General features: G+C 71.4%; 24 protein-coding genes, 1 pseudogene and 1 riboswitch. Of the genes and pseudogenes, 12 read left to right on the top strand and 13 right to left on the bottom strand.

From position 1 onward, the window contains the following. Positions 1–456 precede the first annotated feature (456 nt). The 4 genes and pseudogenes from V5O46_RS29850 to V5O46_RS29835 all read left to right on the top strand — a co-directional run bounded on the left by V5O46_RS29850 (position 457) and on the right by V5O46_RS29835 (position 2677). Positions 457–759: an ArsR/SmtB family transcription factor gene (locus V5O46_RS29850; RefSeq protein WP_332887847.1), complete on the top strand. Its 303-nt coding sequence runs from the start codon at positions 457–459 to the stop codon at positions 757–759. Further along, positions 756–1148 (top strand): VOC family protein, encoded by a 393-nt coding sequence (locus V5O46_RS29845; protein WP_332887846.1) that lies wholly within the window; start codon positions 756–758, stop codon positions 1146–1148. Before V5O46_RS29850 ends, V5O46_RS29845 begins: the two co-directional genes overlap by 4 nt. Before the next feature lie 55 nt (positions 1149–1203). After that, a pseudogene (locus tag V5O46_RS29840) lies at positions 1204–1404 on the top strand (histidine phosphatase family protein); the annotation flags it as partial. A gap of 451 nt (positions 1405–1855) precedes the next feature. Then, entirely contained in the window at positions 1856–2677 is an 822-nt protein-coding gene (locus V5O46_RS29835) for a PhzF family phenazine biosynthesis protein (RefSeq protein WP_332887845.1), read from the top strand. A gap of 29 nt (positions 2678–2706) precedes the next feature. Here the strand turns inward: V5O46_RS29835 and V5O46_RS29830 are convergent, their stop codons facing one another. Together V5O46_RS29830 and V5O46_RS29825 are read right to left on the bottom strand one after the other, a co-directional pair. Continuing rightward, positions 2707–3516 (bottom strand): CPBP family intramembrane glutamic endopeptidase, encoded by an 810-nt coding sequence (locus tag V5O46_RS29830; protein WP_332887844.1) that lies wholly within the window; start codon positions 3514–3516, stop codon positions 2707–2709. A gap of 95 nt (positions 3517–3611) precedes the next feature. Beyond that, positions 3612–5129, bottom strand: coding sequence for a glutamate-cysteine ligase family protein (locus V5O46_RS29825; RefSeq protein ID WP_332887843.1), 1518 nt, complete (start codon positions 5127–5129; stop codon positions 3612–3614). A gap of 559 nt (positions 5130–5688) precedes the next feature. On the opposite strand from V5O46_RS29825, the gene V5O46_RS29820 reads away from it, so the two are divergent. The 7 genes from V5O46_RS29820 to V5O46_RS29790 all read left to right on the top strand — a co-directional run bounded on the left by V5O46_RS29820 (position 5689) and on the right by V5O46_RS29790 (position 10888). Then, positions 5689–6273 carry a hypothetical protein gene (locus tag V5O46_RS29820; RefSeq protein ID WP_332887842.1) on the top strand — a complete coding sequence of 195 codons (585 nt, stop codon included), beginning with the start codon at positions 5689–5691 and terminating at the stop codon, positions 6271–6273. Between the two features lie 324 nt (positions 6274–6597). After that, complete coding sequence (locus V5O46_RS29815) at positions 6598–6804, top strand: DUF5999 family protein (RefSeq protein ID WP_332887841.1); 207 nt, start codon at positions 6598–6600, stop codon at positions 6802–6804. Positions 6805–7006: 202 nt separating this feature from the next. After that, on the top strand, positions 7007–7399 hold the full coding sequence (locus V5O46_RS29810; protein ID WP_332887840.1) for a TOBE domain-containing protein: 393 nt from the start codon (positions 7007–7009) through the stop codon (positions 7397–7399). 210 nt (positions 7400–7609) lie between these two features. After that, a complete protein-coding gene (modA, locus tag V5O46_RS29805; protein WP_332887839.1) occupies positions 7610–8440 on the top strand; it encodes a molybdate ABC transporter substrate-binding protein in 831 nt (276 codons plus the stop codon). Then, positions 8437–9348, top strand: coding sequence for an ABC transporter permease (locus tag V5O46_RS29800; protein WP_408649081.1), 912 nt, complete (start codon positions 8437–8439; stop codon positions 9346–9348). Before modA ends, V5O46_RS29800 begins: the two co-directional genes overlap by 4 nt. Next, positions 9345–10445 (top strand): ABC transporter ATP-binding protein, encoded by a 1101-nt coding sequence (locus V5O46_RS29795; protein ID WP_332887838.1) that lies wholly within the window; start codon positions 9345–9347, stop codon positions 10443–10445. Before V5O46_RS29800 ends, V5O46_RS29795 begins: the two co-directional genes overlap by 4 nt. Before the next feature lie 26 nt (positions 10446–10471). Continuing rightward, entirely contained in the window at positions 10472–10888 is a 417-nt protein-coding gene (locus V5O46_RS29790; RefSeq protein ID WP_332887837.1) for a TOBE domain-containing protein, read from the top strand. Between the two features lie 91 nt (positions 10889–10979). Here V5O46_RS29790 and gcvP read toward each other — a convergent pair whose 3' ends face one another. After that, positions 10980–13865, bottom strand: coding sequence for an aminomethyl-transferring glycine dehydrogenase (gene gcvP / locus V5O46_RS29785; RefSeq protein ID WP_332887836.1), 2886 nt, complete (start codon positions 13863–13865; stop codon positions 10980–10982). A 176-nt stretch (positions 13866–14041) separates the two neighbouring features. Beyond that, positions 14042–14137: riboswitch (glycine riboswitch) on the bottom strand. A gap of 125 nt (positions 14138–14262) precedes the next feature. Between gcvP and V5O46_RS29780 the strand changes: the two genes are divergently transcribed. Then, on the top strand, positions 14263–14634 hold the full coding sequence (locus tag V5O46_RS29780) for a PRC-barrel domain-containing protein (RefSeq protein WP_332887835.1): 372 nt from the start codon (positions 14263–14265) through the stop codon (positions 14632–14634). A gap of 75 nt (positions 14635–14709) precedes the next feature. Here V5O46_RS29780 and V5O46_RS29775 read toward each other — a convergent pair whose 3' ends face one another. The 10 genes from V5O46_RS29775 to V5O46_RS29730 all read right to left on the bottom strand — a co-directional run bounded on the left by V5O46_RS29775 (position 14710) and on the right by V5O46_RS29730 (position 24890). After that, positions 14710–16119, bottom strand: a complete 1410-nt coding sequence (locus V5O46_RS29775; RefSeq protein ID WP_332887834.1) for a DNA polymerase IV — start codon at positions 16117–16119, stop codon at positions 14710–14712. A 67-nt stretch (positions 16120–16186) separates the two neighbouring features. Then, complete coding sequence (locus V5O46_RS29770; protein ID WP_332887833.1) at positions 16187–16810, bottom strand: MerR family transcriptional regulator; 624 nt, start codon at positions 16808–16810, stop codon at positions 16187–16189. Positions 16811–17045: 235 nt separating this feature from the next. Then, the gene (locus V5O46_RS29765; protein ID WP_125500276.1) at positions 17046–17519 is read right to left on the bottom strand and encodes a bifunctional nuclease family protein; all 474 of its coding nucleotides are present in this window, start codon (positions 17517–17519) and stop codon (positions 17046–17048) included. Positions 17520–17661: 142 nt separating this feature from the next. Further along, complete coding sequence (ftsR, locus tag V5O46_RS29760) at positions 17662–18417, bottom strand: transcriptional regulator FtsR (RefSeq protein WP_332887832.1); 756 nt, start codon at positions 18415–18417, stop codon at positions 17662–17664. A 44-nt stretch (positions 18418–18461) separates the two neighbouring features. Beyond that, positions 18462–18998: an FHA domain-containing protein gene (locus V5O46_RS29755; protein WP_332887831.1), complete on the bottom strand. Its 537-nt coding sequence runs from the start codon at positions 18996–18998 to the stop codon at positions 18462–18464. A gap of 484 nt (positions 18999–19482) precedes the next feature. Further along, positions 19483–20331 (bottom strand): DUF881 domain-containing protein, encoded by an 849-nt coding sequence (locus V5O46_RS29750; protein ID WP_332887830.1) that lies wholly within the window; start codon positions 20329–20331, stop codon positions 19483–19485. Positions 20332–20336: 5 nt separating this feature from the next. Next, positions 20337–20669, bottom strand: coding sequence for a small basic family protein (locus V5O46_RS29745; protein ID WP_332887829.1), 333 nt, complete (start codon positions 20667–20669; stop codon positions 20337–20339). Beyond that, positions 20666–21571, bottom strand: a complete 906-nt coding sequence (locus V5O46_RS29740) for a DUF881 domain-containing protein (RefSeq protein ID WP_332887828.1) — start codon at positions 21569–21571, stop codon at positions 20666–20668. Before V5O46_RS29740 ends, V5O46_RS29745 begins: the two co-directional genes overlap by 4 nt. Positions 21572–21670: 99 nt before the next feature. Continuing rightward, positions 21671–24166, bottom strand: coding sequence for a mannose-1-phosphate guanyltransferase (locus V5O46_RS29735; RefSeq protein ID WP_332887827.1), 2496 nt, complete (start codon positions 24164–24166; stop codon positions 21671–21673). A gap of 115 nt (positions 24167–24281) precedes the next feature. After that, positions 24282–24890, bottom strand: a complete 609-nt coding sequence (locus V5O46_RS29730; protein WP_332887826.1) for a CDP-alcohol phosphatidyltransferase family protein — start codon at positions 24888–24890, stop codon at positions 24282–24284. Between the last annotated feature and the right edge of the window lie 108 nt (positions 24891–24998).

Here is a 24998-nt window from a genome sequence, read left to right as displayed (position 1 = left end):
CCGCCCGGCCGAGTCGCTGGAACCGCTGCCCGGCAGCCAGATCCAGGCCACCGCGGCCGCGGCCGTGTTCGTGATGTCCGTCTGCCGGCGAGCCGCTGGGCCGTCCGCTCGCCGCGCGGCCGGGTCGAGCGGGCGCCCCGCGCGGGGGCAGTCCGCGCGGGGGCAGGCCGATGAGCACCCCGGCCGGCTTCGCCGACCTGATCCATCCACCCACGGCTCCGAGAGGGGTCGAGCGGCTCGCCGACCGGATCGCCATGCTGGCCGGCGGCCGCATCCGGGCCTGCGGCACACCCGCGCAACCGGCCCGGCGGGACACCGGCCCACCTCGCGCTGCTCGCCGTCGTCCTCGTACGGCACCACAAGGCGGCACGGAGCGGGGCGGTGTGACCGGGAAGGTGGGGCGTGGCCGCCGGCCACGGCTTGATAGGCAAGTATCGACTTGCCTAATATGAGGGCGTGGCCGACGACCTGTTCAAAGCCCTGGCCGATCCCACCCGTCGCACCATCCTCGACGAGCTCACGGAGAAGTCCGGGCAGACACTGTTCGAGATCTGCTCCCGGCTGAGCACGAAGCACCAGCTCGGCATCTCACGCCAAGGTGTCTCCCAGCACCTCGCCGTGCTGGAGACCGCGGGGCTCGTCGAGACCCGGCGGGAGGGCCGCTGCAAGTTCCACGACCTGAACACGGCCCCGCTGCGGCAGATCACCGAGCGATGGCCCGTGCCCGACACATCCGGACCGGAGGAGAGCACTCCATGAAGATCCACCTGACCAGCGTCTTCGTCGACGACCAGGCCAAGGCCGAGCACTTCTACACCGGGATCCTCGGCTTTGTGAAGAAGCACGACGTCCCGCTGGGCGAGAAGGACCGCTGGCTGACCGTCGTCTCGCCCGACGAGCCCGGCGGCACCGAGCTCCTCCTGGAGCCCGCCGGCCACCCGGCCGCCAGGACCTACCGCGAGGCGCTCGTGCAGGACGGCATCCCGTTCGCCCAGTTCGCCGTCGACGACGTGCAGGCGGAGTACGAGCGCCTGCGCGGCCTCGGCGTCCGCTTCACCCAGGAGCCCCTGGAGATGGGCCCCGTCACCACCGCGGTGTTCGACGACACCTGCGGCAACCTGATCCAGATCGCGACCGAGCCGGAGTAGCAGAACCGCGGCGCCGTGTCGCGCGTCCTGGAGACCGGACGATCCCGGAGGTCCCCTGACGGGAGCCGCACGCTACCTCTGCCTCGCACGACACGGTGAGGCGTCCGACGACGAGCGCGAGCTGTCGCCCAGGGGGCGCCGGCAGGCCGCGCCGCTCGGTGAACGGCTCCGCGGTACGGCCGTGTCCGCGATCCGTCACGGCCCCCTGCCGCGGGCGGCGGAGACGGCGCGGCTGGTCGCCGAGCGCCTCGACGGCGTTCCTCTCACGTCCTCGGAGCCCGCGGGCGACCACCTGCCGTACGTCCCGGCCGATCAGCGGCTCCCGCAGGAGACAGCCGGCGCCACCCTGGAGCGACTGGCGCGCCCAACTCCCGCCGGACGCGATCCCGGGCCGCGGCTCGCCCAGGAGGCCGTCAACGGGTTCACGGGACCGGTCGCCGGTGACGTGGCACGCCACGAGGTGGTCGTCACGAGGTGGTCGTCACGCACGACTTCCTCTGCTGGAGCCCGCCGGACCAGCGACCAGGACGGTCGCCGCCTTCCCGGCGCACAAACCGACGCAGTCCCGAGCTGCCTCCGACCCGACCGGCCCGATCCGTGCCGACCCGGCCCGGGAGCGGTGCGGGGCCGGTGCCGGTGCCGGTTCCGGGCCGGCTTCCGCGAATTGGCCTTGGCCCGCCGCTTCGCCCAGCCCTTAGCGTCGGGCCATGCGCATCCGAATCGTCGACGCCTTCACCGACCGTCCCTTCGCCGGCAACCCCGCCGGGGTGCTCCTCCTGGACTCCCCGGACGCCTTCCCGGACGACGAGCGGCTCCAGAGCATCGCCCTGGAGGTCAACCACGCCGAGACCGCCTTCGCCCACCGCCTTCCCGGGGACGGCGAGGCCGACTGGGCGCTGCGCTGGTTCACCCCCGCCTGCGAGGTGGCGATGTGCGGCCACGCGACGCTCGCCACGGCCCATGTCCTGCACACCACCGGCGCCCACCGGGGCACGGTGCGGTTCGCCACCCGCAGCGGAGTCCTCGTCGCCACGCCCGGGCCGGACGGCTCGATCACCCTGGACTTCCCGACCGCCCCGCTCACCCCGGTCGCCGAGGTCCCCGACGGACTCGCCCGGGCGCTCGGCGCCGAGCCGCTGGCCGTCCTGGACACCGGCCCGGACGTCGGCGACCTGCTGGTCGAGGTCGCCGACGAGAAGACGGTCCGCGCCCTGGACCCGGACCACAGGGCGCTGGCCTCCTGCTCCCGGCGCGGCGTCATCGCCACCGCCCGCGCCGAGGACCCGGCCGGCGGCCACGACTACGTCTCCCGCTGCTTCTTCCCCAACGTCGGCATCGACGAGGACCCGGTGACCGGCAGCGCCCACACGGCACTCGCCCCGTTCTGGTCGCAGCGCCTGGACCGCCCCGACCTCACCGGTCTGCAGGCCTCCGCCCGCTCCGGACGGGTCCGCACCGCACTGCGCGGCCATCGCACCCTGCTCACCGGGCACGCGGTCACGGTCATCGAGGGCGAACTGCTCGCCTAGGGCCTGTCCTGACCGGCCGCCGCCCGGGTTCACGCCGTCGGCAGCCAGTCCACCCGGCCGGCCAGCAACCCGTATCCCACGAACGCCCCGATGTCGAGCAGCGAGTGGGCCACCACCAGGGGGCCCACCCGGCCCCAGCGCCGGTACAGGTACACGAACACCACGCCCATGACCATGTTGCCGATGAACCCGCCGATGCCCTGGTACAGGTGGTACGACCCGCGCAGCAGCGAGCTGGCGGCCAGCGACGCGCGCGGCGACCAGCCCAGCTGGTCGAGCCGGCGCAGCAGGTAGCCGACGACGACGACCTCCTCCACCACGGAGTTCTGCAGCGCCGAGAGCACCAGCACGGGGTACTTCCACCACACCTCGGGCAAGGCCTCGGGCACCACGGTGAGGTTGAAGCCCAGCCCGCGGGCGGCCAGGTAGAAGGCGATGCCCGTGCTGCCGATGACGGCCGCGATCACCGCCCCGCGGCCCAGGTCGGGCCAGGGCCGGGTGCGGTCGAAGCCGAGGGTGCGCAGGCTCTTCCCTTCGCGCAGCAGCAGATGGGCGACAAGCGCGACCGGAACCAGCGCGGTGGCGATCCCGAACAGCTGCCAGGCCAGGTCCAGCCAGGGGCGGCCCGGTGCGGCGGAGGCGTTCAGAGTGGCCGCCTGGTCCTTCAGGCCGCCCGGCCGGGTGACCGAGCCGATGAAGCTGATCAGGGCGGAAACCCCGCTCGCGCCGAGCGAGAGGGCCAGGACGAGCAGAGTCTCGTCGCGCAGGATCCGCCGCGGGAGCCGCTCCCGACCCTGCTGAGGAAATGAGTCGCCCACCGGGCCCGCCTCCGCCTGCACACCGCCTCCACTACCGCGATCCGGGACGTCACAGCTTGCCCGATCAGTATGAGGCGGGTGCCGGCGGGGCCCGGCACGGGGCGGCCCCGGTGCCGTCAGCCCAGCGGCACGGGCTCCGGCAGCCCCACCGGCCACCGGTGGACGGGCTCCCCCCGGTAGGTCAGTTCGCGGTAGCGCCGCATCATGGCGGCCAGCGCCGCCTCTCGGGTCAGCCCCGCCTCCAGTCCCATGTGGAAGGTGGCCGCCTGCCAGGACGCCCCGTTGACCCGGCGTCGGCACCGCTCCTCGATCACGCCGAGGTAGAGGTCCCGGTCGGCGGGCTCGACGCCCCAGGCGTCCAGGCCGGCCGCGGCCAGCGGCAGCAGCTCGTCGCGGACCAGGGCGGCGGCGTCGACCTGGGCGGTGCCGGCGTGCCGGCCGCGGCGCGGCCACTCGAAGCGGGCGTCGATGCCGTTCCGGCAGGCGGCGTCGAAGTTGGCGGCGGCGGCCTCGAAGGGCAGCCGGGTCCACACCGGGCGCGGCTCCTCAGCGAGGGCGCGGACCACGCCGTAGTAGAAGGCCGCGTTGGCGAGCACGTCGGTGACGGTGGGCCCGGCGGGCAGCACGCGGTTCTCGACACGCAGATGCGGGACGCCGTCGGCGACGTCGTAGACCGGGCGGTTCCAGCGGTACACGGTGCCGTTGTGCAGGACGAGTTCGGCGAGGCCCGGCACCCCGCCCGCGTCCAGGACCTCCAGCGGGTCCTCCTCGTCGCAGATCGGCAGCAGGGCCGGGTAGTAGCGCAGGTTCTCCTCGAACAGGTCGTGGGCGGAGGTCACCCAGCGCTCGCCGAACCAGGTACGCGGGCGCACGCCCTGTGCCTGGAGCTCCGGCGGACGGGTGTCGGTGGACTGCTGGAACAGCGGCGGCCGGGACTCCCGCCACAGCTCGCGGCCGAACAGGAACGGCGAGTTGGCCCCGACCGCGATCTGCGCGGCGGCCACCGCCTGGGCCGCGTTCCACACGTCGGCGAAACGGGCCGGGGTGACCTGGAGGTGCAGCTGTACGGAAGTGCAGGCGGCCTCGGGGGCGATGGACTTGGAGGTGCAGGTGAGCCGCTCGACGCCGTCGATGTCGAGGTGGAAGTCCTCCCCGCGGGCGGCGACGATCTGGTCGTTGAGCAGGGCGTAGCGGTCGACGGCGGAGAGGTTGGAGGACACCAGGTCGTCCCGGTCCAAAGTCGGCAGAATACCGATCATCACCACGCTCGCCGCCAGTTCGCCGGCCTTCCGGTCCGCGTAGGCAAGGGAGGTACGTATTTCCTCGGCGAGGCGGTCGAAGACCCGGCCGCCGAGCCGGTGCGGAGCTATGTTGACCTCCAGATTGAACATGGCTAGCTCTGTTTGGAAGTCACGGCTCGCGATCCGTTCGAGGACTTGCGCATTCAACATTTTCGGCATGCCGTCGGCGCCGACGAGATTCAGTTCGATCTCCAGCCCCATCAGGTTCTTGGGACGGTCGAACCGCCGCTCCACCAGGAGTCGCTCCAGGCCCGTCAGACACCGCCTGAGCTTGTCGCGGTACTGCTGGCGATCGGACAGGTCGAAGCGGCCTGCCGCGACCTTCTCCCCCATGGCAGCGTCCCTTCTGCGATCAGCGGACCACCCGGGCGGGCCGCCGGCGTGCGGGTCAGGTGGGATGATGCCCAGACCGTGCGATCGATAACGTCCGTACACAGGCCCGGGAACAGCTACGCTGGGCGTCGGTGCCCGGTGGCACATTCGCCGGGCATGACGCATCCTGCAGTTTCCGTCCCGCGGAAACTCGTGAAAAACGCCGACGACAACGGGCCGACCGGCGAGCGGCCTTTTCTCGAGGTCACGAGCGTGCACGCGGTACGAAATCAGGAGGAAACCCGCATATCTACGGCTGAATGTACTCTTGTTCTGCTTGCCGGAAACGGCTAGCAGAAACACGATGTGAACATTTGTCGTATAAACTCGCGGGGCAGGGCAGTAGGCCGGCGCCCGCGGTCGCAGGATCCTGCCGTCGCGATGACGTACGGCAGGCCTCACCCCCCTCTCTCTTCTCGGTTGCCGGACCTTCGGCCCCTGCTCTCCACCCCGTCTGAGCTGACAGCGTCGTCCGCACCGCCCTCGCGCCACCGTGCCTTCGAATGAGAGGCGACCCACCATGCCGCTGCATGTCCCCCCGGCTCCCGCACCCGCCCTCCGCTCGGTCCTCACCGCACTCTCCTCCCCCACCGCGGTCCGTGAGGCCCGAACGCCCTCCCTGCTCCGCGCCCAGGGCCCGGTCACCCCTGAGCTCCCCCTGCCCGTGCATGTGCTGGACCGGGTCACCGCCGACGGCGTACCGGCCACCCGGCTGACCGGGTGGCGGTTCCTGATCCGCTGCGGCGACCGGGCGGTGGCGGCGGCGGAGACCATGCTGACGCCGGACGGCTGGGCCTTCTCGCACTTCTTCGAAGGGCCCTACGTCGCCTCCACCGAGCGCGCGCTGCGTCAGTCGGAGACCGTGTCCCAGCCGTGCCAGCCGCGACTGCTGTCCGTGCCCGGCCTGTACATGCTCACACTGTGGCTGCACGGCGACCGCGCCGCGGACGCCTCCGCCGGCCACCCCGCCCCGGCGGACCTGCTGATCCCGCTGGCGCCGGCGCCGCCCGGCATCGCGGCCCACCGGGCACACCGGGTCGCGGAGCTGCTCCCGGCGCTCACCCACCGGGGCACGCCGGTGCGTCTGCTGAGGTCGCCCGCCTGACGTCCCGGGGGACCGCGTGACCGACCGACGCCAGGTCCCGCTCGTACGAGCATTCAATAACTCGCACGAGCGGGACTAGTGCGTTCCGGCCATACCGAACCATCCGAAGGGACAGTCCAGTTGAAGTGAACCGCCCGCGCGGGTGATGCGTCATCAACCTATGAGGAGCGGTGCCGCGAAATCCCTGCGGATTGACGCCCGTGGGGCAACACTGGGTTCGAACCGACGTATCGCAAACGGGGGGCGGCCATGAACGACGTTTCACGCCGCGGGACAGAGACCACAGCAGACCCACACATCACGCCAGAGCGAGAGACCCCTTCCATGTGCCAGCACCAGCCACCGTGCCCGTCAGCCGAGTCCGCCGACCGGGAGTCCGCCCGCCTCGTGGCGCACCACCCGGAGCAGGGCTGGAGCCTGCTGTGCAACGGCGTCGTGCTCTTCGAGGACACCGGTGAGCTTCTGCCGGACGGCCGGATCATCGCGCCGCACCGCCCGTCCGGTGCGGGCCCGGTGGTGACGGCCGCCTGATCGCCCGCCGGACGGCGCGACGGCCGCCCGGCACGGTGGGGCCGGCTCGCGGGCACCTCCCGCGGTCCGGCCCCGCGGTCCGTCCGGGACCGGTCACCCACCGTGACCGAGCGGCCCCGGTCCGGGTGGACGAGCCGCGCGCCCCGGCCGGAACGGGCAGCAGGACGAGGACAGGGAGCGGCCCCGCTCTATCGTGGCCGGCATGCAGTCCTACACGATCGGCCAGGCGGCGCGGCTGCTCGGCGTCAGCCCGGACACCGCACGCCGCTGGGCGGACGCGGGCCGGATCACCACCCACCGCGACGACAGCGGACGGCGGCTCATCGACGGCCGGGATCTGGCCGCGTTCTCGGTCGAACTCGCCGGGTCCGGCGGCGACGACGAGGAGACCTACACCTCGGTCCGCAACTCCTTCCCCGGCATCGTGACCGCGATCAAGCTCGGTGATGTCGCCGCGCAGGTCGAGATCCAGGCGGGCCCGCACCGGCTCGTCTCCTTGCTGACCCGGGAGGCGGTCGAGGAACTCGGTCTCGAGGTCGGCATGGAGGCCACGGCCCGGGTGAAGTCGACCAATGTACATATCGACCGCACGTGAGAACCGTACGAACGCACATGCGGCACGATTCGGCTACTCACGCTTGCTCATGCGATAAGACAGAAGACTTTCTCCTCGCAGATGCGCCACTATGATCGGCGTATCGGAGAAGTCCGGCGGAGGGCCGGAGGGCCGCGGGGCCTCAGGCAGTACCCCGGCGGGTCGACGCGCGTCCGCAGGACCTCTCCCAGGACATGGAGGAGTACCCCTGTGACAACCCGTTCCGTGCGCCGGACGCGCCGCACCCTCCGGCGCCTGCGGCCGGCAGCGGTGGGAGCCGCCGCGCTGCTCGCCCTGAGCGCCTGCACCTCCGCCGGTTCCGGCTCCGGTACCGAAGCGGATTCCGCGGGCTCGTCCGGCCGACTCTCCGGCACGGTCACGGTGTTCGCCGCGGCCTCGCTCAAGGAGACCTTCACCGCGCTGGGCGAGGAGTTCGAGACGAAGCACCCGGGCACCGAGGTCACCCTCAACTTCGGCGGCAGCGACGGCCTGGCGGCCGGCATCACCAGCGGGGCCCCGGCCGATGTGTTCGCCGCGGCCAACCCCAGGACGATGACGACCGTCACCGAGGCCGGGGAGACGGCCGGCGCGCCGGTCACGTTCGCCCGCAACCAGCTCGAGATCGCCACCCTGCCGGGAAACCCCGACGGCATCTCCTCCCTCGAGGACCTCACCCGGCCTGGTCTGAAGGTCGTGCTCTGCGACAAGGCGGTGCCCTGCGGATCGGCCGCGCAGCAGGCGCTGGACGCCGGCGGCGTACGGCTCACCCCCGTCTCCTACGAGGAGGACGTCAAGAGCGCCCTGACCAAGGTCCAGCTCAAGGAGGCCGACGCCGCCCTGGTCTACCGGACCGACGTGACGGCGGCCGGCGACTCGGTGACCGGCGTGGAGTTCCCCGAGGCGGCCGAGGCCGTCAACGACTACCCGATCGCCCTGCTCAAGGATTCCGGCAACCCCGACACGGCGCGGGCCTTCGTCGAGCTGGTGACGTCCGCCGAGGGCCGGCAGGTGCTGGGCGGGGCGGGGTTCCTGAAGCCGTGACCGGAACGGACGGCGGTGCGGAGAGCGGGGCGGCCGGCCTCCTGCGGGACGGTCCGCGCCGTACCCGCGCGGACCGCGGCCGGGGCGGCGCGAGCGTCCGGAAGGCGGGCCGGGGCGCCCGGTCCGCAGGGCGGGGCGCCCCGCTGCCGCTGCTGCTGCCCGCCGTGGTGGGCCTGGCCTTCCTGCTGCTCCCGCTGGTCGCCCTGCTCGTCCGTGCTCCCTGGAGCAGCCTCCCGGAGCAGCTGACCAGCCAGGAGGTGTGGCAGGCGCTGCGGCTGTCCCTGGTCTGCGCCACCGCGGCGACCGCGCTCAGCCTCGTCGTCGGCGTCCCGCTGGCCTGGCTGCTGGCCCGCACCGACTTCCCCGGCCGCGGCCTGGTACGCGCCCTGGTGACGCTGCCGCTGGTGCTCCCCCCGGTCGTGGGCGGTGTCGCGCTGCTGCTGGCGTTCGGCCGCAACGGCGTCGTGGGCCAGTACCTGGATGCCTGGTTCGGAGTCACGCTGCCGTTCAGCACCACCGGAGTGATCCTCGCCGAGACGTTCGTGGCGATGCCGTTCCTGGTCATCAGCGTGGAGGGCACCCTGCGGGCCGCCGACCCGCGCTACGAGGAGGCGGCGACCACGCTCGGCGCCTCCCGCTTCACCGCGTTCCGCCGGGTCACGCTGCCGCTCATCGCGCCGGGCATCGCGGCGGGCGCGGTGCTGGCCTGGGCGCGGGCGCTCGGCGAGTTCGGCGCGACGATCACCTTCGCCGGCAACTTCCCCGGCCGGACCCAGACCATGCCGCTCGCCGTCTACCTCGCCCTGCAGAACGACCCCGCGGCGGCGATCGCCCTCAGTCTGGTGCTGCTGGCCGTCTCGATCGCGGTGCTGGCCGGACTGCGCGACCGCTGGATGACCACGTCATGACCCGACCCCGCTCGACCACCGCCCCGACCGAGCCGACGGGCGCCGGGACGCGCACCGCCGACGGGCTCGACGCCCGCCTCGTCGTCGACCGCGGCGCCTTCCGCCTCGATGTCGCCCTGACCGCGGCCCCGGGCGACGTCGTGGCCCTGCTCGGCCCCAACGGTGCCGGCAAGACCACCGCCCTGCGTGCGCTCGCCGGGCTCGTCCCGCTCACCGACGGCCACCTGCGTCTGGACGGCGTCGCACTGGACCGCACGCCGCCCGAGTCCCGTCCGGTCGGCGTGGTCTTCCAGGACTATCTGCTCTTCCCGCATCTGACCGCGCTGGACAACGTGGCGTTCGGGCCGCGCTGCCGGGGCGCGTCGAAGGCGGACGCCCGCGCCCGGGCCGCCGCATGGCTGGACCGGATGGGCCTGGCCGACCACGCCGGCGCCAAGCCGCGCCGGCTGTCCGGGGGCCAGGCCCAGCGGGTGGCCCTGGCCCGCGCCCTGGCCACGCACCCCCGACTGCTGCTGCTGGACGAGCCGCTGGCCGCGCTGGACGCCCGCACCCGGCTGGAGGTGCGAGGGCGGCTCCGCCGTCATCTGGCCGAGTTCGAGGCCGTCGCCGTGCTGGTGACCCACGATCCGCTGGACGCCATGGTGCTGGCCGACCGGCTGGTCGTCGTCGAGCACGGCCGGGTCGTCCAGGAGGGCACCCCCGCCGATGTCGCCCGCCGCCCCCGCACCGACTACGTGGCCCGGCTGGTCGGGCTGAACCTCTACCGGGGACGGGCCGACGGCCCCACCGTCCGCCTCGACGCGGGCCCGGCCGTCACCACCGGCGAGGATCTCACCGGGCCGGCCTTCGTGGCCTTCCCGCCCGATGCCGTGACCCTGTACGGGGAGCGCCCCGCCGGTTCCAGCGCCCGCAACCTGTGGCGCTGCGAGGTCGTCGGCCTGGAGACCCACGGCGACCGGATCCGCGCCGACCTCACCGGGGAACTCCCGCTGGCCGCCGACCTCACCACCGTCGCCGCGGCCGAGCTGGGCCTCCGCCCCGGGGCCCCGGTGTGGGCGGCGGTCAAGGCGACGCAGACACACGCATACCCGGCATAGGGCGTGCCGCGGGCTACGGTGCCTCCATGAGCCTGAGCATCCGCAACCAGCTCCCCGGCACCGTCACCGCCGTCACGCCGGGCGAGGCCATGGCTACGGTCAAGGTCCGTCTCGCGGGCGGGCAGGACATCACGGCGGCGATCACCCGCGAGGCCGCCTACGACCTGGGCCTGACCGCGGGCAGCACCGTCCGTGCCCTGGTGAAGTCGACGGAGGTCTCCCTCGCCACCGCCCCGGTCGAAGGCCTGTCCATCCGCAACCGACTGCCCGGTACCGTCACGGGCCTGGTCACCGGCGAGGCCATGGCGTCCGTCGATGTCGCCGTCGAGGGCGGTGTGCTCACCGCCGCGATCACCAAGGAGGCCGTCGACGATCTCGGTCTGTCGGCCGGCGTCCCCGTCGTCGCCCTGATCAAGGCGACCGAGGTGTCGCTCGCGACGTGAACCGCGGCACGGCAGAGGGGCCCCGCGTGGCGGAGCCCCTCCGTGCCGGATCGGTCCGCGTCGGTCCGGCGGTCCGGCGGCTCGCAGTCCGTCAGTCCTCGTACGCGTCCAGCGGCGGGCAGGAACAGACCAGGTTCCGGTCGCCGAAGGCCTGGTCGATCCGGCGCACCGGCGGCCAGTACTTGTCGGCTGCCGTCACGTCGGCCGGGAAGACGGCCTCCTCACGGCCGTAGGCGTGCTCCCAGTCGCCGCGCAGCGCGTCGGCGGTGTGGGGGGCGCCCCGCAGCGGGTTGTCGTCGGCCGGCCACTCGCCGGAGGCGACCTTGTCGATCTCCGCCCGGATGGCGATCATCGCCTCGCAGAACCGGTCGAGCTCGGTCAGGTCCTCGGACTCGGTCGGCTCGATCATGAGCGTCCCGGCCACCGGGAACGACATGGTCGGGGCGTGGAAGCCGTAGTCGATCAGCCGCTTGGCGATGTCGTCGACGCTCACTCCGGTGGCCTTGGTCAGCGGGCGCAGGTCGATGATGCACTCGTGCGCGACCAGCCCGCCCGGGCCGGTGTAGAGGACCGGGTAGTGCGGCTCCAGACGCCTGGCGATGTAGTTGGCGGACAGCACCGCCACCTGGGTGGCCCGCTTGAGGCCCTCACCGCCCATCAGCCGGACGTACGCCCACGAGATGGGCAGGATGCCCGCCGAGCCCCAGGGGGCCGCGGAGATCGGTCCCACGCCCGTCTCCGGGCCGGCCGCGGGCTGCAGCGGGTGGTTGGGCAGATACGGAGCCAGGTGCGAGCGGACGGCCACCGGGCCGACGCCGGGACCGCCGCCGCCGTGCGGGATGCAGAAGGTCTTGTGCAGGTTCAGGTGCGAGACGTCGCCGCCGAAGTGGCCGGGCTTGGCGAGGCCGACCAGGGCGTTGAGATTGGCGCCGTCGACGTAGACCTGGCCGCCGGCGTCGTGCACCCGGGCGCAGATGTCGGCGACGTGCTCCTCGAACACGCCGTGCGTGGACGGGTATGTGATCATCAGCACGGCCAGCTGGTCGCGGTGCTGCTCGATCTTGGCCCGGAGGTCCGCGACGTCGATCTCGCCGTCCTCGGCTGTCTTGACGACGACGACCTTCATCCCGGCCATCACCGCGCTGGCGGCGTTGGTGCCGTGCGCGGAGGACGGGATCAGGCACACCGTGCGCTGCTCGTGCCCGTTGGCTCGGTGGTAGCCGCGGACGGCGAGCAGACCGGCCAGCTCGCCCTGGGACCCGGCGTTGGGCTGCAGGGAGACCTTGTCGTAGCCGGTGACCTCGGCGAGACGGTCCTCCAGCTCACGGATGAGGGTCAGATAGCCCTGGACCTGTCCGGCGGGCGCGAAGGGGTGCAGCTGCCCGAACTCCGGCCAGGTCACCGGCTCCATCTCGGTGGTCGCGTTGAGCTTCATGGTGCAGGAGCCCAGCGGGATCATGCCACGGTCCAGGGCGTAGTCGCGGTCGGCCAGACGGCGCAGGTAGCGCAGCATGGCCGTCTCGGAGCGGTGCTGGTGGAAGACGGGGTGCGTGAGGTAATCGTCGGTGCGCTGCAGCGCCTCGGGCAGCGCGTCCTCGGTCACCGCGTCCAGTGCCTCGATGTCGCCCTCGACACCGAAGGCCGTCCACACGGCACCCACCTGGGCGCGGAGGGTGGTCTCGTCGCAGGCGACGGAGACGTGGTCGGCGTCGACCGGCCGCAGGTTCACGCCGTTCTCCCGGGCGGCGGCGACGACGTCGGCGGCACGGCCCGGCACCCGGGCGGTGACCGTGTCGAAGTAGGCGCCGTGGACGATCTCCACACCTCCGGCCGCGAGGCCCGCGGCGAGGACCGAGGCGTAGCGGTGGGTGCGCCGTGCGATGGTCCGCAGGCCCTCGGGGCCGTGGTAGACGGCGTACATGCCGGCCATGACGGCGAGCAGCACCTGCGCGGTGCAGATGTTGCTGGTGGCCTTCTCTCGGCGGATGTGCTGCTCACGGGTCTGCAGGGCGAGGCGGTAGGCCCTGTTGCCGTCGGCGTCGACGGAGACGCCCACGAGGCGCCCGGGCAGGCTGCGGGCCATCTTCTCCTGGACGGCCATGTAGCCGGCGTGCGGCCCGCCGAAGCCCATGGGGACGCCGAAGCGCTGGGTGGTGCCGACCGCGATGTCCGCGCCCAGCTCGCCGGGCGACTTCAGCAGCGTGAGGGCGAGCAGATCGGCGGCCACGGTGACGACGGCGCCGAGCTCGTGCGCCCGGTCGATCACCGGCTTGATGTCGCGGACGGCGCCGGAGGCCCCCGGGTACTGGATCAGGACGCCGTTGATCTCCCGCTCGGCCACCTCGGCCGGGATGCCGTCGCTCAGGTCGGCGACGACGACCTCGACGCCGGTCGGCTCGGCGCGGGTGCGGATCACGGCGATGGTCTGCGGCAGTGCGTCGGCGTCGACCAGGAACAGACCCTTCTTGTTCCTGCCCATGCGCCGCGAGAGCGCCATGGCCTCGGCGGCGGCGGTGCCCTCGTCGAGCAGCGAGGCTCCGGAGGTGGGCAGGCCGGTGAGATCGGCGACCATGGTCTGGAAGTTCAGCAGAGCTTCCAGGCGGCCCTGCGAGATCTCCGGCTGGTACGGCGTGTAGGCCGTGTACCAGGCAGGGTTCTCCATGACGTTGCGCAGGACGACGGGCGGGGTGAACGTCCCGTAGTAGCCGAGGCCGATCATGGAGTCGAGGACCTGGTTGCGGTCGGCGAGGGAGCGCAGCTCGGCCAGCACCTCGGGCTCGGTGCGCGCGCCCGGCAGGTCCAGCGCCTCGGCGTTCTTGATCACATCCGGCACCGCGGCTGCCGTGAGCTCGTCGAGCGAGCCGTATCCGACCTGGGCGAGCATCTTGGCCCGGGACTCGTGGTCGGGGCCGATGTGGCGCTGCTCGAAAGGCGTACCCTGTTCGAGCTCGGAGAGCGGAATGCGATGGGCGGTCATTGCGGAGGCCTCCTGGTCTGACGCGACCTTCGAGGGGCACCACGGCGCGGGTACCCGGACGGCCTCCCCCTCTGTCATCTCAACCTGAGAGCTTCACCGGGCCACCCGAGGGCTCCCGGCTTTCACCGTCGGTGAGGGCGGACGCCGTCGACACCCGCCCTGCTTTCCAGAGTGACCTCGTCCGTGCGGTACGTGGGCCTGAGAGATTCCGGGGAGGATTTGCTCCTTCGGCGCCTCCGACGGTCTTCGGAGGACTCTCCCGCACGGGGTCAGCAGCCGCTGTCAGCGTACCAGCGAGGTCAATGCCCGGACCTTCGAGTGGCCGCCATCACGAATCTGCCGTTTTGTAGTGCTTACGGATGATTCATCGAATGGTTTGCGACCACGTGGAGGGACCGTGCGTACCGAGATCGATCCGCGCAACCTGATCGGCCGCAAGGCGTTCGACCGGAACGGCACCAAGATCGGCACGATCGACGAGGTCTACCTCGACGACGCCACCGGTGTACCCGAGTGGGCGGCCATACGGACCGGCCTGTTCAGCAGGGACGCCTTCGTCCCGCTGGAGCCGAGCGAGCTGGTCGAGGGCGCTCTGCGGGTGCCCTTCGACCGGGCCCTGATCAAGGAGGCGCCCGACTTCGGCGTCGGCCGGCATCTCTCCCCGGAGCAGGAGCTCCAGCTCTACCACCACTACGGTCTCGACGTGGCCGCACCTCCCGCGCAGCACGACCGCGACTTCGGCAAGCTGGCGGGCTCGGAGGAGGGCTGACGGCACTGCCGTCGGGTGCCGGACGCCGTCGTCCGTCGGGTGTCGGACGCCGTCGTCGGGGACGCCGGAGCGGGATCAGCCGTGGCGGCCCGGCGGTGTGGGTGCCGCCGGAGCCGGGACGCCGGCCTCGCCGGGTCTTCGGGGCACCAGCGGCAGCGGATCCGCGGGTGCCAGGTCGGGGTCGTCGGTCCGGTAGGTCCGCACCCGTCCGGGCTCCCCGTCGGGTGTCTCGAACCGCACGGTGACCCGGCCCAGGCCGCTGCCCTGCACCCATCCGTGGCCGTGCACGGTGTGCCGGACGTCGTGCCCGGGAGGCCACCGGCGCTCGGCGGGCGGCTGGTCCGGCGTGTCGGGCTCGTCGGCCCCGGGTTCCTCGGTGTGCCGCTCCGCCGGCTCCGTGCCCGCCCGCTCCCCCGCCGCCTGGGCGAAGAGGTCCTCCTGGGTGTAGTCGGCCAGTCCGCTGACCCCGACCCCGAGCAGCCGCACCCCGCCCGTGGTGTCCACCGAGTCCAGCAGTCGGCCCGCCGCCTCCCGCACCACGGCCGGATCGTCCGTGGGCCCGCGCAGGGTCTCGGAACGGGTGAGCGTGGAGAAGTCGTACCGCCGGACCTTGAGCACGATCGTCCGCCCGGAGTGCCCGGCCGCGCGCAGCCGCCGCACGCAGCGGTCGGCGAGCCGCTGCACCTCGAGCCCGACTCGCACCCGGTCGTGGATGTCGACGTCGTAGGTGTCCTCCACCGACACCGACTTGGCCTCCCGCTCGGCCACCACCGGCCGCTCGTCGCGGGCCAGGGCCATGGCGTACAGCCCGTGCCCGTGCGCCTTGCCTAGCAGTCGGACGAGCTCGTCCTCGCCGGCCTCGGCGAGCTCGCCGACCGTGTGGATGCCGGCGCGCCGCAGATGGTCACCGGTCGCCGGGCCCACCCCGGGCAGGGTGCGCACGGACATCGGCCCGAGCAGCGCCCGCTCGGTGCCCGGCACGATCAGCACCAGCCCGTCGGGCTTGGCCTGCTCGGAGGCGATCTTGGCGAGCATCTTGGACGCGGCGAGACCCACCGATCCGGTCAGTCCGGTGACCGCGCGAATGTCCGCGCGCAGTCTGGTCCCGGCCAGGCGCGCCGACTCCGCGTCCCAGGCCGCACCGCCGGCCTCCAGGTCGACGAAGGCCTCGTCCAGGCTCAGCGGCTCCACCAGCGGCGACAGCGCCTGCAGCAGCGCCATCACCTGCTCGCTGACCGACCGGTAGAACGCGAAGCGGGGCACGAGATAGGCGGCGTGCGGCGCGAGCCGCCGGGCCTGCGCCATCGGCATCGCCGAGTGGACCCCGAACTCCCGGGCCTCGTAGGAGGCGGTGGCGACCACGCCCCGCGGGCCGAGCCCGCCCACGATCACGGCCTTCCCGCGCAGGCTCGGCTTGGACGCCTGCTCCACCGAGGCGAAGAAGGCATCCATGTCGAGATGCAGGATCGTGGGCGCGGTTCTCACATCTCCGATGCTGCCCTACGCCACTGACATTGCCCTGCGCACGGGCCGGGGGCCCGGGCGGGACGGTTCAGACCGCTCGGTTGCGCCGTCGGGCCAGCTCGTCCGCGGGGTTGTGCCCGATCAGGGTCTCGCCCGTGTCGATCCGCTCGCCGTGCAGTTGCGACAGGGCGCTCTCGACATCGCGCCACACCACGCCGACGGCGATGCCGAAGATGCCCTGACCGCCCTGGAGCAGGGCGTGGACCTCGTCGGGCGAGGTGCACTCGTACACGGTGGCGCCGTCGCTCATCAGCGTCATCCGCTCCAGGTCGCGGAAGCCGCACTCCCTGAGGTGCTGGACGGCGGTGCGGATGTTCTGCAGCGACACACCGGTGTCGAGGAACCGCTTGACGATCTTCAGAACGACGACGTCGCGAAAACTGTAGAGCCGCTGCGTCCCGGACCCGTGGGCAGGTCGCACACTCGGTTCGACCAGCCCCGTGCGGGCCCAGTAGTCCAGCTGCCGGTAGGTGATACCGGCAGCGGCACAGGCCGTCGGGCCGCGGTAGCCGATCTGCTCGGACGTCATGGACGTCGCCCCTCCGCTGCTGAGCACAGCCGTCGGTCGCTGCGGAGCGTGAGGGTACGGACCGCTCGCCCCGAAACCGCGTCCGGGGGCACCCCCAGCCGTACCGTCGCCGCTGATTCTCACGCCGACCTCCGTCCTTGACCTGCCTCCTCGACGGTAGGCAGTCACCAAGGGTGCGTCAACGATCGCCACACTCGGCACGCCGAGTGATAATCACCCTAAGAGTGGTTTCCCGTGCCCGCCCGCGGGGAAAGGCTAGCCGAATGTCCCCGGAGGGGCGGGACGGCGCCGATGTGCACCGTGGGCTCCTGCGGCTACCCCTGTGGTCAGCGGTGCCACGGGCTGGTGGTGGCCGGTGTCACTGGTTGCTGGTGCCGAAGTCCTCCGGCGAGATCTGGTCGAGGAACTCGCGGAACTTCTCCACCTCGTCCTCCTGCTCGTCCGGGATCGCGATACCGGCGTCGTCGAGCACCGTCTCACTGCCGTAGATCGGTGTTCCGGTGCGCAGGGCCAGCGCTATCGCGTCGGACGGCCGGGCACTGACCTCGACCCCGCTGGCGAAGACCAGCTCGGCGTAGAAGACCCCCTCACGCAGGTCGGTGATGCGTACCTCGGTGAGCTCCTGGCCGACGGCTTCCAGCACGTCCTTGAACAGGTCGTGGGTCAGCGGACGCGCGGGAGCCATGCCCTGCTGGGCGAAGGCGATCGCCGTCGCCTCCCCCGGCCCGATCCAGATGGGGAGGTAGCGGTCGCCTCCCACCTCGCGCAGCAGCACGATCGGTTGGTTGGAGGGCATCTCGACCCGGACACCTACGACATCGAGCTCGTTCACACAGCAACCCTAGGCCGTGCCCGGGACGTTTGGGTAGTCGAGCCGGGAACGGGTGGCCGATCCGGAGCAGCGTACGGCCCGTTCCGATCGGACGAACAACCGTTCCCCCGGGGCTGGTGTCCGATGGCCGTGAGCAGGCGGGTCAGGGCAGGCGGACACCGAGCGCGGACTGCACGAGCGCCGCGTGCAGCTTCACCGCGAGTCCCGCCAGCTCCTTGGTACGGGCCTGGGCATGCGCCCTGGTCTGCGGGTTCCGGTGGCGTCTGAGCGGGGCCACCACCTGGTCCACCAGCCCGGCCTCCCGGTCCGCGGCCGCCTTCATCACCCGCAGGTGCCGCGGCTCGATGCCGAACCGCCCGAGCTCGACGACGAGCGCGGCGACGGTGGCCGCCTCGGCGTCGTACGCCCCGTCGGACAGCGGGGCGATCAGCCCGTAGGACTCCCACTCCGCCAGCTGCTGCTCCGCTATCCCGGCCGCGGCCATCAGCTCCGCCCGGCCGATCCTGGCCCTGGCGGGCGTCTCGGCGGGCCCGGACAGGGGCTCCCGGAGGTGCTGCGGCTCCCCGTCACGCTGGCGGCCCAGCGCCGGCAATGTGACCGCCTCGCCGCGCTCCCTCGCATCCAGGTGCTCGCGGATCACCTTCAGCGGCAGGTAGTGGTCCCGCTGCATCCGCAGCACCAGGCCGAGGCGCTCGACGTCGGCTCCGCTGAACTTGCGGTACCCGGCCGGGGTCCGTCGCGGCTCGACCAGGCCCTCCGACTCCAGGAACCGGATCTTGGAGATCGTGATGTCGGGAAACTCGTCGCGCAGCACGTTCAGCACCGCGCCGATGCTCATCAGCCCAGTGTCCGTGGCGGCGGCACCGTGGCCGGCACCGCCGCTCGGTGTGTGAACCATGGACCTTCCCTGGGGTCCCCCCGGGATCAGCTCCCGGGGGACGGTCAGTAGCCCCGCTGGCTCGCGTAGAAGACCAGCCGGTACTTGCCGATCTGCACCTCGTCACCATTCGACAGGGCGACCTGGTCGATCCGCTCCCGGTTGACATACGTGCCGTTCAGGCTGCCGACGTCGGCGACCGTGAACGTGCCGTCCGGGCTGCGGCGGAACTCCACGTGCCGCCGCGAGACCGTCACGTCGTCCAGGAAGATGTCGCTCTGCGGGTGACGGCCGGCCGTGGTCAGCTCGCCGTCCAGCAGGAAGCGGCTGCCCGAGTTCGGGCCGCGGCGCACCACCAGCAGCGCGGAACCGAAGGGCAGCGCCTCCACCGCCGCCTGGGCCTCGGGCGAGAGCGTCGGCATCGGCGTCTGGCCGGTGGCCTCGGCGTCGTAGGCCTCCAGACCCGAGATGGAGATCGTGGAGGTGGTCTCGGACGGACGCTCCGCCGCCGCTCCGGGCCGCAGCGGCGCGCCGCAGTTGGAGCAGAAGCGGCTGTTCTCCGCGTTGCGGTTACCGCACCTCGTACACACCAGGGCCGACATGGACGGATCCTCCTGCCGCGGCTGCCCCGCGGGGGCATGGGACGCGTACGGATCGGAGCTAAACCCTCCACCCGTACTTGAGGTTGACGGTTGCCCGAAACCTATGCCGCCGGACTGTGCAGGGTCAACAGACGGCGCGCCCTGACCACCGGAAATGTCACCGCCCGGACCAGCCACCTGGTCCCGGAACAGCGGGCGCGAGCCCTCCGCGTCGGTCTGCGCACGGTGGCGGGCGGTCGCGTCGCTGCCGCCCTCTCGCGCGCTCTTGCCGAACAACTTCGCAAACAACTTCACGGGCGATTCCCCTTGACCGAAACAGACCCGCCCGTGGGGCAGGACGAACCCTGACTGAACCTACTGGCCGGCCCGGACACCTTCACAACGTCCGTCTCCACCAGACAGTTTCCACCACGCACCACCCATTCGGTGCGCCGACCCCCCGCAACCTCGCGCCCTCGTCGGACGACCCCCATGCACCCGCGGTTCACTGGGAGGACGACCGAGCGTAGTCAGGCCGCTTCGCCGCTCGCAAGGCATCCACAACGATCTTGCTCGACCGCTCGACCGTCACGGTGGCCTGTTCCTTCTCCAGAGTCTGCACCACGCCTCCAGGGATGTTGAGCGCCGGTTCGAGGTCCTGCGGCTTGCCGATGACCTGGAAACGATACGGCGCGTCGATCTTGTTCCCGTCGACGCTCACCTGGCCGTCCGAGTCCGTCAGATAGGTGCCGGCGACGACTCGTACACCGTTCACCTGGATCGCCTCGGCGCCCGCCGCTCGCAGCTCCTGGATGGCGTCGAGCAGCATGTTCGCCTCGACCGTCCCCTTCGTGTCCTCGATCGTCATGGTGATGCCGGGCCCCTGCGCGGCTACCGTGCCCGCGAGGATGCCGAGTTGCCGCTCCTTCTCCACCGTCTGCCGACGGGCCTCTTCGGCCTGGTCGGAGCTGTTCTCCAGCTCGTCGCGCTGCTTCTCCAGCCCCTGCTTCTCGTCCTCAAGACGCTCCGTGCGGTCGTCGAGTTCATCGAGGATGCGGACGAGATCCTCCTGCCGTGCCCCGCGCAGGGCGTTGTCGCCCTCGCTGTTGGCCGCCACCTGGACGGCCAGTCCGAAGCCGAGACCGAACAGGAGCAGCGCGACGATGAGTTGGGCCCGGCTGACCCGCGGCGGCCACAGGCTCTTCACCAGCCGCTGCCGGCCGTTCGGCTCGGGCCGCGGCTCCTGAACCGCCGCGTCCGGGACCGCCGTGGGCGGCGCGGCCACCTCCTCGGCCACCTCCTCGGGCAGCTCCCTGCGCAGCGGGCGCTCCGGCGTGTGCTCCTGCTCACTCATCGGCCTCACGCCCGGAACACGTGCCGGCGGATCGCCGCGGCATTGGAGAAGATCCGGATGCCGAGGACCACCACGACACCTGTGGAGAGCTGCGCCCCCACGCCCAACTCGTCACCGAGGAACACGATCAGCGCGGCCACCACCACGTTCGACAGGAACGACACCACGAAGACCTTGTCGTCGAAGATGCCGTCGAGCATGGCCCGCAGACCACCGAAGACGGCGTCGAGCGCCGCCACGACGGCGATCGGCAGATAAGGCTCGACGGCCGCCGGAACCTCCGGCCGGACCAACAGTCCGGCCACGACTCCCAGGACGAGGCCCAGTACGGCGATCACGATGTGCCCTTCTCGGTTTTCGGCTGTGCAGTTCGTACGATCACGCTCGGTGCGGCGGCCAGCTCCAGCTCGTCCTCCACGGACAGACTGGTGCGAATCCCGTAGCTCTCCCGCAGGGCGTCCAGGTACAGCCCGTCCGGGCTCTCCCGGAACCGGTTGCGCAGCCCCGTGCCGTCCCCCACCGCGAGCACCGTGTACGGCGGCACCAGCGGCCTGTTGTCGACCAGTATGGCGTCACCGGCGGCCCTGATCGCGGACAGCGCCGTCAGCCGCTGCCCGTTGATCGAGATCGCCTCGGCCTCGGAGGCCCACAGCCCGTTGACCACACGCTGCATGTCGCGGTCGCGCACCCGCCCGGTGTCGGCGAAGCCGGAGGTGCCGCGCGGATTTCCGTCGCCGCCGGCACCGGCCCCCTTGGCGTCGTCGACCACGAGGCGCACCCCCGGCCCGCGCACGGCGACGGCTCCCGCCAGGATGCCGACCAGGTCGGAACCGTCGCTGCCGCCATTGCGCTCCAGCGCCTCGCGCTGCTGTGCGCCGACATCCGCACGGAGCTCGTCGATGCTCTCCTCGAGCTCGTCCGCCACCTCGGTCTGCTCGTCTATGCGGTCGATGAGCTCCTCACGCTCTTTGGCGACGACGGGCGCCGCGACCCGCGCCTGTGCCGCCCCGACGGTCACCACGAGCGCCGCGAGCACCAGACCGGCGGCCAGCCCCAGCTTCGCCCGCAGCGTCTTGGGCAGCCCGCCGGCACCGTCGGCGCGCCGGCGGGCGGCGGCCTCGGCGTAGCCGTCGTCGAGGCTGTGGTCCATGACGTTGGTGAGCAACGACATGGAGGCGTCCGGACGTGCGGGCCCCGCGGGTGTGCTCCGAACGGGGGGTTGCTGCGGCATGCCGCACATCGTCGCACGTCCCCGGCGTCGCCTTCGAACGGCCCCTCCGGCGTGCCGGACAGGCCCCCTCGGGGGCACTTGTCCGGCACGCGCGCGTGCCTGGCGGCCCTACCGGCCGGCGCTGTCCACGACCGCCGACCACTCGTCGAGCAGGGCCTGCGCGGAGGCGTCGTCGGGCCCCTCGGCCCACAGGTGGGTGACCGCCTCGGCCGGGTCGGGCAGCACCATCACCCATCGTCCGTCGGGCTCCACCACCCGCACGCCGTCGGTGGTGTCCACCGACCGGTCCCCCGCGGCCTCGACCACCCGCCGCATCACCAGGCCCTTGACGGCCCACGGGGTCGCCAAGTCGCGCTTGAGGACATGTGCCCTGGGGATACGGGCGTCGATCTGGCTGAGAGTGAGCTGCGTCCGCCCCACCAGCCCGATCAGCCGTACGAAGGCCGCGGTGCCGTCGTAGACGCTGCTGAACTCCGGGACGATGAAGCCGCCCATGCCGTCCCCGCCGAAGATCGTTCCCTCCTCGCCTCCGACGCGGGTGAGATCGTCGGGCGACGTGGTGGTCCACTCGACCTGGGTGCCGTGGTAAGCGGCCACCTGTTCGGCGATCCGGGTCGTGGTCACCGGCAGCGCGACCCGCCCGCTGCGACGCTCGGCGGCGATCAGGTCCAGCATCACCAGCAGCGCCCGGTCGTCCTCGATGATGCGGCCCTTCTCGTCGACGAGCGAGAGTCGCTCGCCGACCGGGTCGAACCGCACACCGAACGCGGCGCGGGAGGACGCCACGATCTCGCCCAGCCGCACCAGGCCCGACCGTCGCATGTCGGCCGTCTCCGTCGGCCTGGACTCGTCGAGACCGGGGTTGACGGTCAGCGAGTCCACCCCGAGCTTGCCGAGCAGGTTGGGCAGGACCAGCCCGGCACTGCCGTTGGACGCGTCGACGACCACCTTGAGGCCGGATTCGGCGATCCCGGTCGTGTCGACGTTCCGCAGCAGCGACCCCGTGTAGGAGTCGTACACGCTGGCCGGGAAGTGCAGGTCCCCGATCTCTCCGGGGAACGCGCGCCGGTACTCCTGACGTGCGAACACCCGGTCCAGCTTCCGCTGCCCGCCCTGGGACAGGTCGGCGCCCTGACCGTCGAAGAACATGATGTCCACGGAGTCGGGAACCCCGGGCGTGGTCCGGATCATGATCCCGCCCGCGCTGCCCCGGGCGGTCTGCTGCCGCGCCACGGGCAGCGGTACGTTCTCCAGGTCGCGTACGTCGATGGCGCTGGCCTGCAGTGCGGAGATCACCGCCCGTTTCAGTGCCCGGGCGCCCCGGGAGTGGTCCCGCGCCGTGGTGACCGTGGAGCCCTTCTTCAGCGTTGTCGCGTAGGCACCGGCCAGCCGCACGGCGAGCTCGGGGGTGATCTCGACGTTGAGAATGCCCGACACTCCGCGGGCGCCGAAGAGGTGCGCCTGCCCGCGCGACTCCCAGATGACAGAGGTGTTGACGAAGGCACCGGCTTCGACGGTCTTGAACGGATAGACGCGGACGTTGCCCTGGACAATCGATTCCTCGCCCACGAGGCACTCGTCGCCGATGACCGCGCCGTCCTCGATCCGTGCCGCACGCATGATGTCGGTGTTCTTGCCGACCACGCAGCCCCGCAGATTGCTGTGCGGTCCGACGTACACGTTGTCGTGCACGACGGCCTTGTGCATGAAAGCACCGCTCTTGACGACGACGTTCGAGCCCACCACGGTGTGCTCACGGATCTCGACGCCTGCTTCGACCTTGGCGTAGTCGCCGATGTAGAGGGGCCCGCGCAGGACGGCGTCGGGGTGCACGTCGGCGCCTTCGGCCACCCACACGCCGGGGGAGATCTCGAAGCCGTCGATGTCGACTTCGACCTTTCCCTCCAGCACATCGGCCTGGGCCTTCACATAGCTCTCGTGCGTGCCGACGTCCTCCCAGTAGCCCTCGGCGACATAACCGAAGATCGGCTTGCCTTCCTTCATCAGCTGCGGAAATACATCACCGGACCAGTCGACGGGTACGTCGGGTTCGACGTAGTCGAAGACCTCGGGCTCCATGACGTAGATCCCGGTGTTCACCGTGTCGGAGAAGACCTGTCCCCAGGTCGGCTTCTCCAGGAACCGCTCGACCTTTCCGTCGTCGTCGACGATGGTGATACCGAACTCCAGCGGGTTGGGCACCCGCGTCAGGCACACGGTGACGAGCGCACCCTTTTCCTTGTGGAAATTGACGAGCTCGGTGAGGTCGAAGTCGGTCAGGGCGTCGCCGGAGATCACGAGAAAGGCATCGTCCTTCAATGCCTCTTCTGCGTTCTTCACGCTTCCGGCGGTACCGAGTGGCTTCTCCTCATTGGCATAGGTGAGCTCCATTCCGAGCTCTTCTCCGTCCCCGAAATAGTTCTTGACCAGTGAGGCCAGGAACTGGACGGTCACGACGGTCTCATTGAGCCCATGCCTTTTGAGCAGCCGAAGAACATGCTCCATGATCGGCCGGTTGGCCACCGGCAGGAGCGGCTTGGGCATGCTTGAGGTCATGGGGCGAAGGCGCGTACCTTCGCCTCCGGCCATCACGACGGCCTTCATGTCGGAAGCGTCCTCCTCTAAAGAGACGACGGTCTAGCCGACTTCACCCGCCTGCATTGGCTCGCACTTTTGGAGTACGGGCCGTCGGGCCGCAACGACCACATGAACCGCGGGTTCAATCAGCCTTGGCGTCCGCACGAACCAATCGGCGGACCTGCACCACATAGAGAACTCCTGCCCACCAGTACAGCGTTGTACCCCATCCGGCGAACGCCCATCCGAAAATAGCAGCGACTGACGAGATCCACCCGCTTCCGTCGCTGAGCAGGAGCAATGGGAAGGCGTACATCAGATTGAAGGTCGCAGCCTTCCCCAGGAAGTTCACCTGCGGCGGCGGATACCCGTGCCGGCGGAGGATGCCCACCATCACGAGCAGGACCAGCTCGCGTGCCAGCAGTACCAGTGTCAGCCACAGCGGCAGGATCTCACGCCATGTCAGGCCCACGAGGGTGGAGAGGATGTAGAGCCGGTCGGCCGCGGGGTCGAGCAGCCGGCCGAGGTTGCTGATCTGGTTCCAACGCCGCGCGAGCTTGCCGTCCAGGTAGTCGCTGACCCCGCTCAGCGCCAGCACCAGCAGTGCCCAGCCATCACTCTTGGGGCCCCCGAACTCGGGCCTGAGAATCAGCCACAGGAAGAGGGGCACGCCGAGGAGACGCGCCATGCTGAGAATGTTCGGGATGGTGAGGACCCGGTCGGTCTGGACGCGGGTCTCCTGGACCTCCACCCGGGGGCCTCCTGGGGAACGAACCTACGATGCTCCCTGACCCTACCTCAACGCAAAAAAGCTCTGGCTCCCGGGCCAGATGCCAGGGAGCCAGAGCTTTCATGAAGT

It is taken from the genome of Streptomyces poriticola, from assembly GCF_036689765.1.
Taxonomy (GTDB): Bacteria; Actinomycetota; Actinomycetes; order Streptomycetales; family Streptomycetaceae; genus Streptomyces; species Streptomyces poriticola.
Note: the sequence above shows the minus strand (reverse complement) of the source record. Positions and strands in the feature narration are given on the sequence as shown.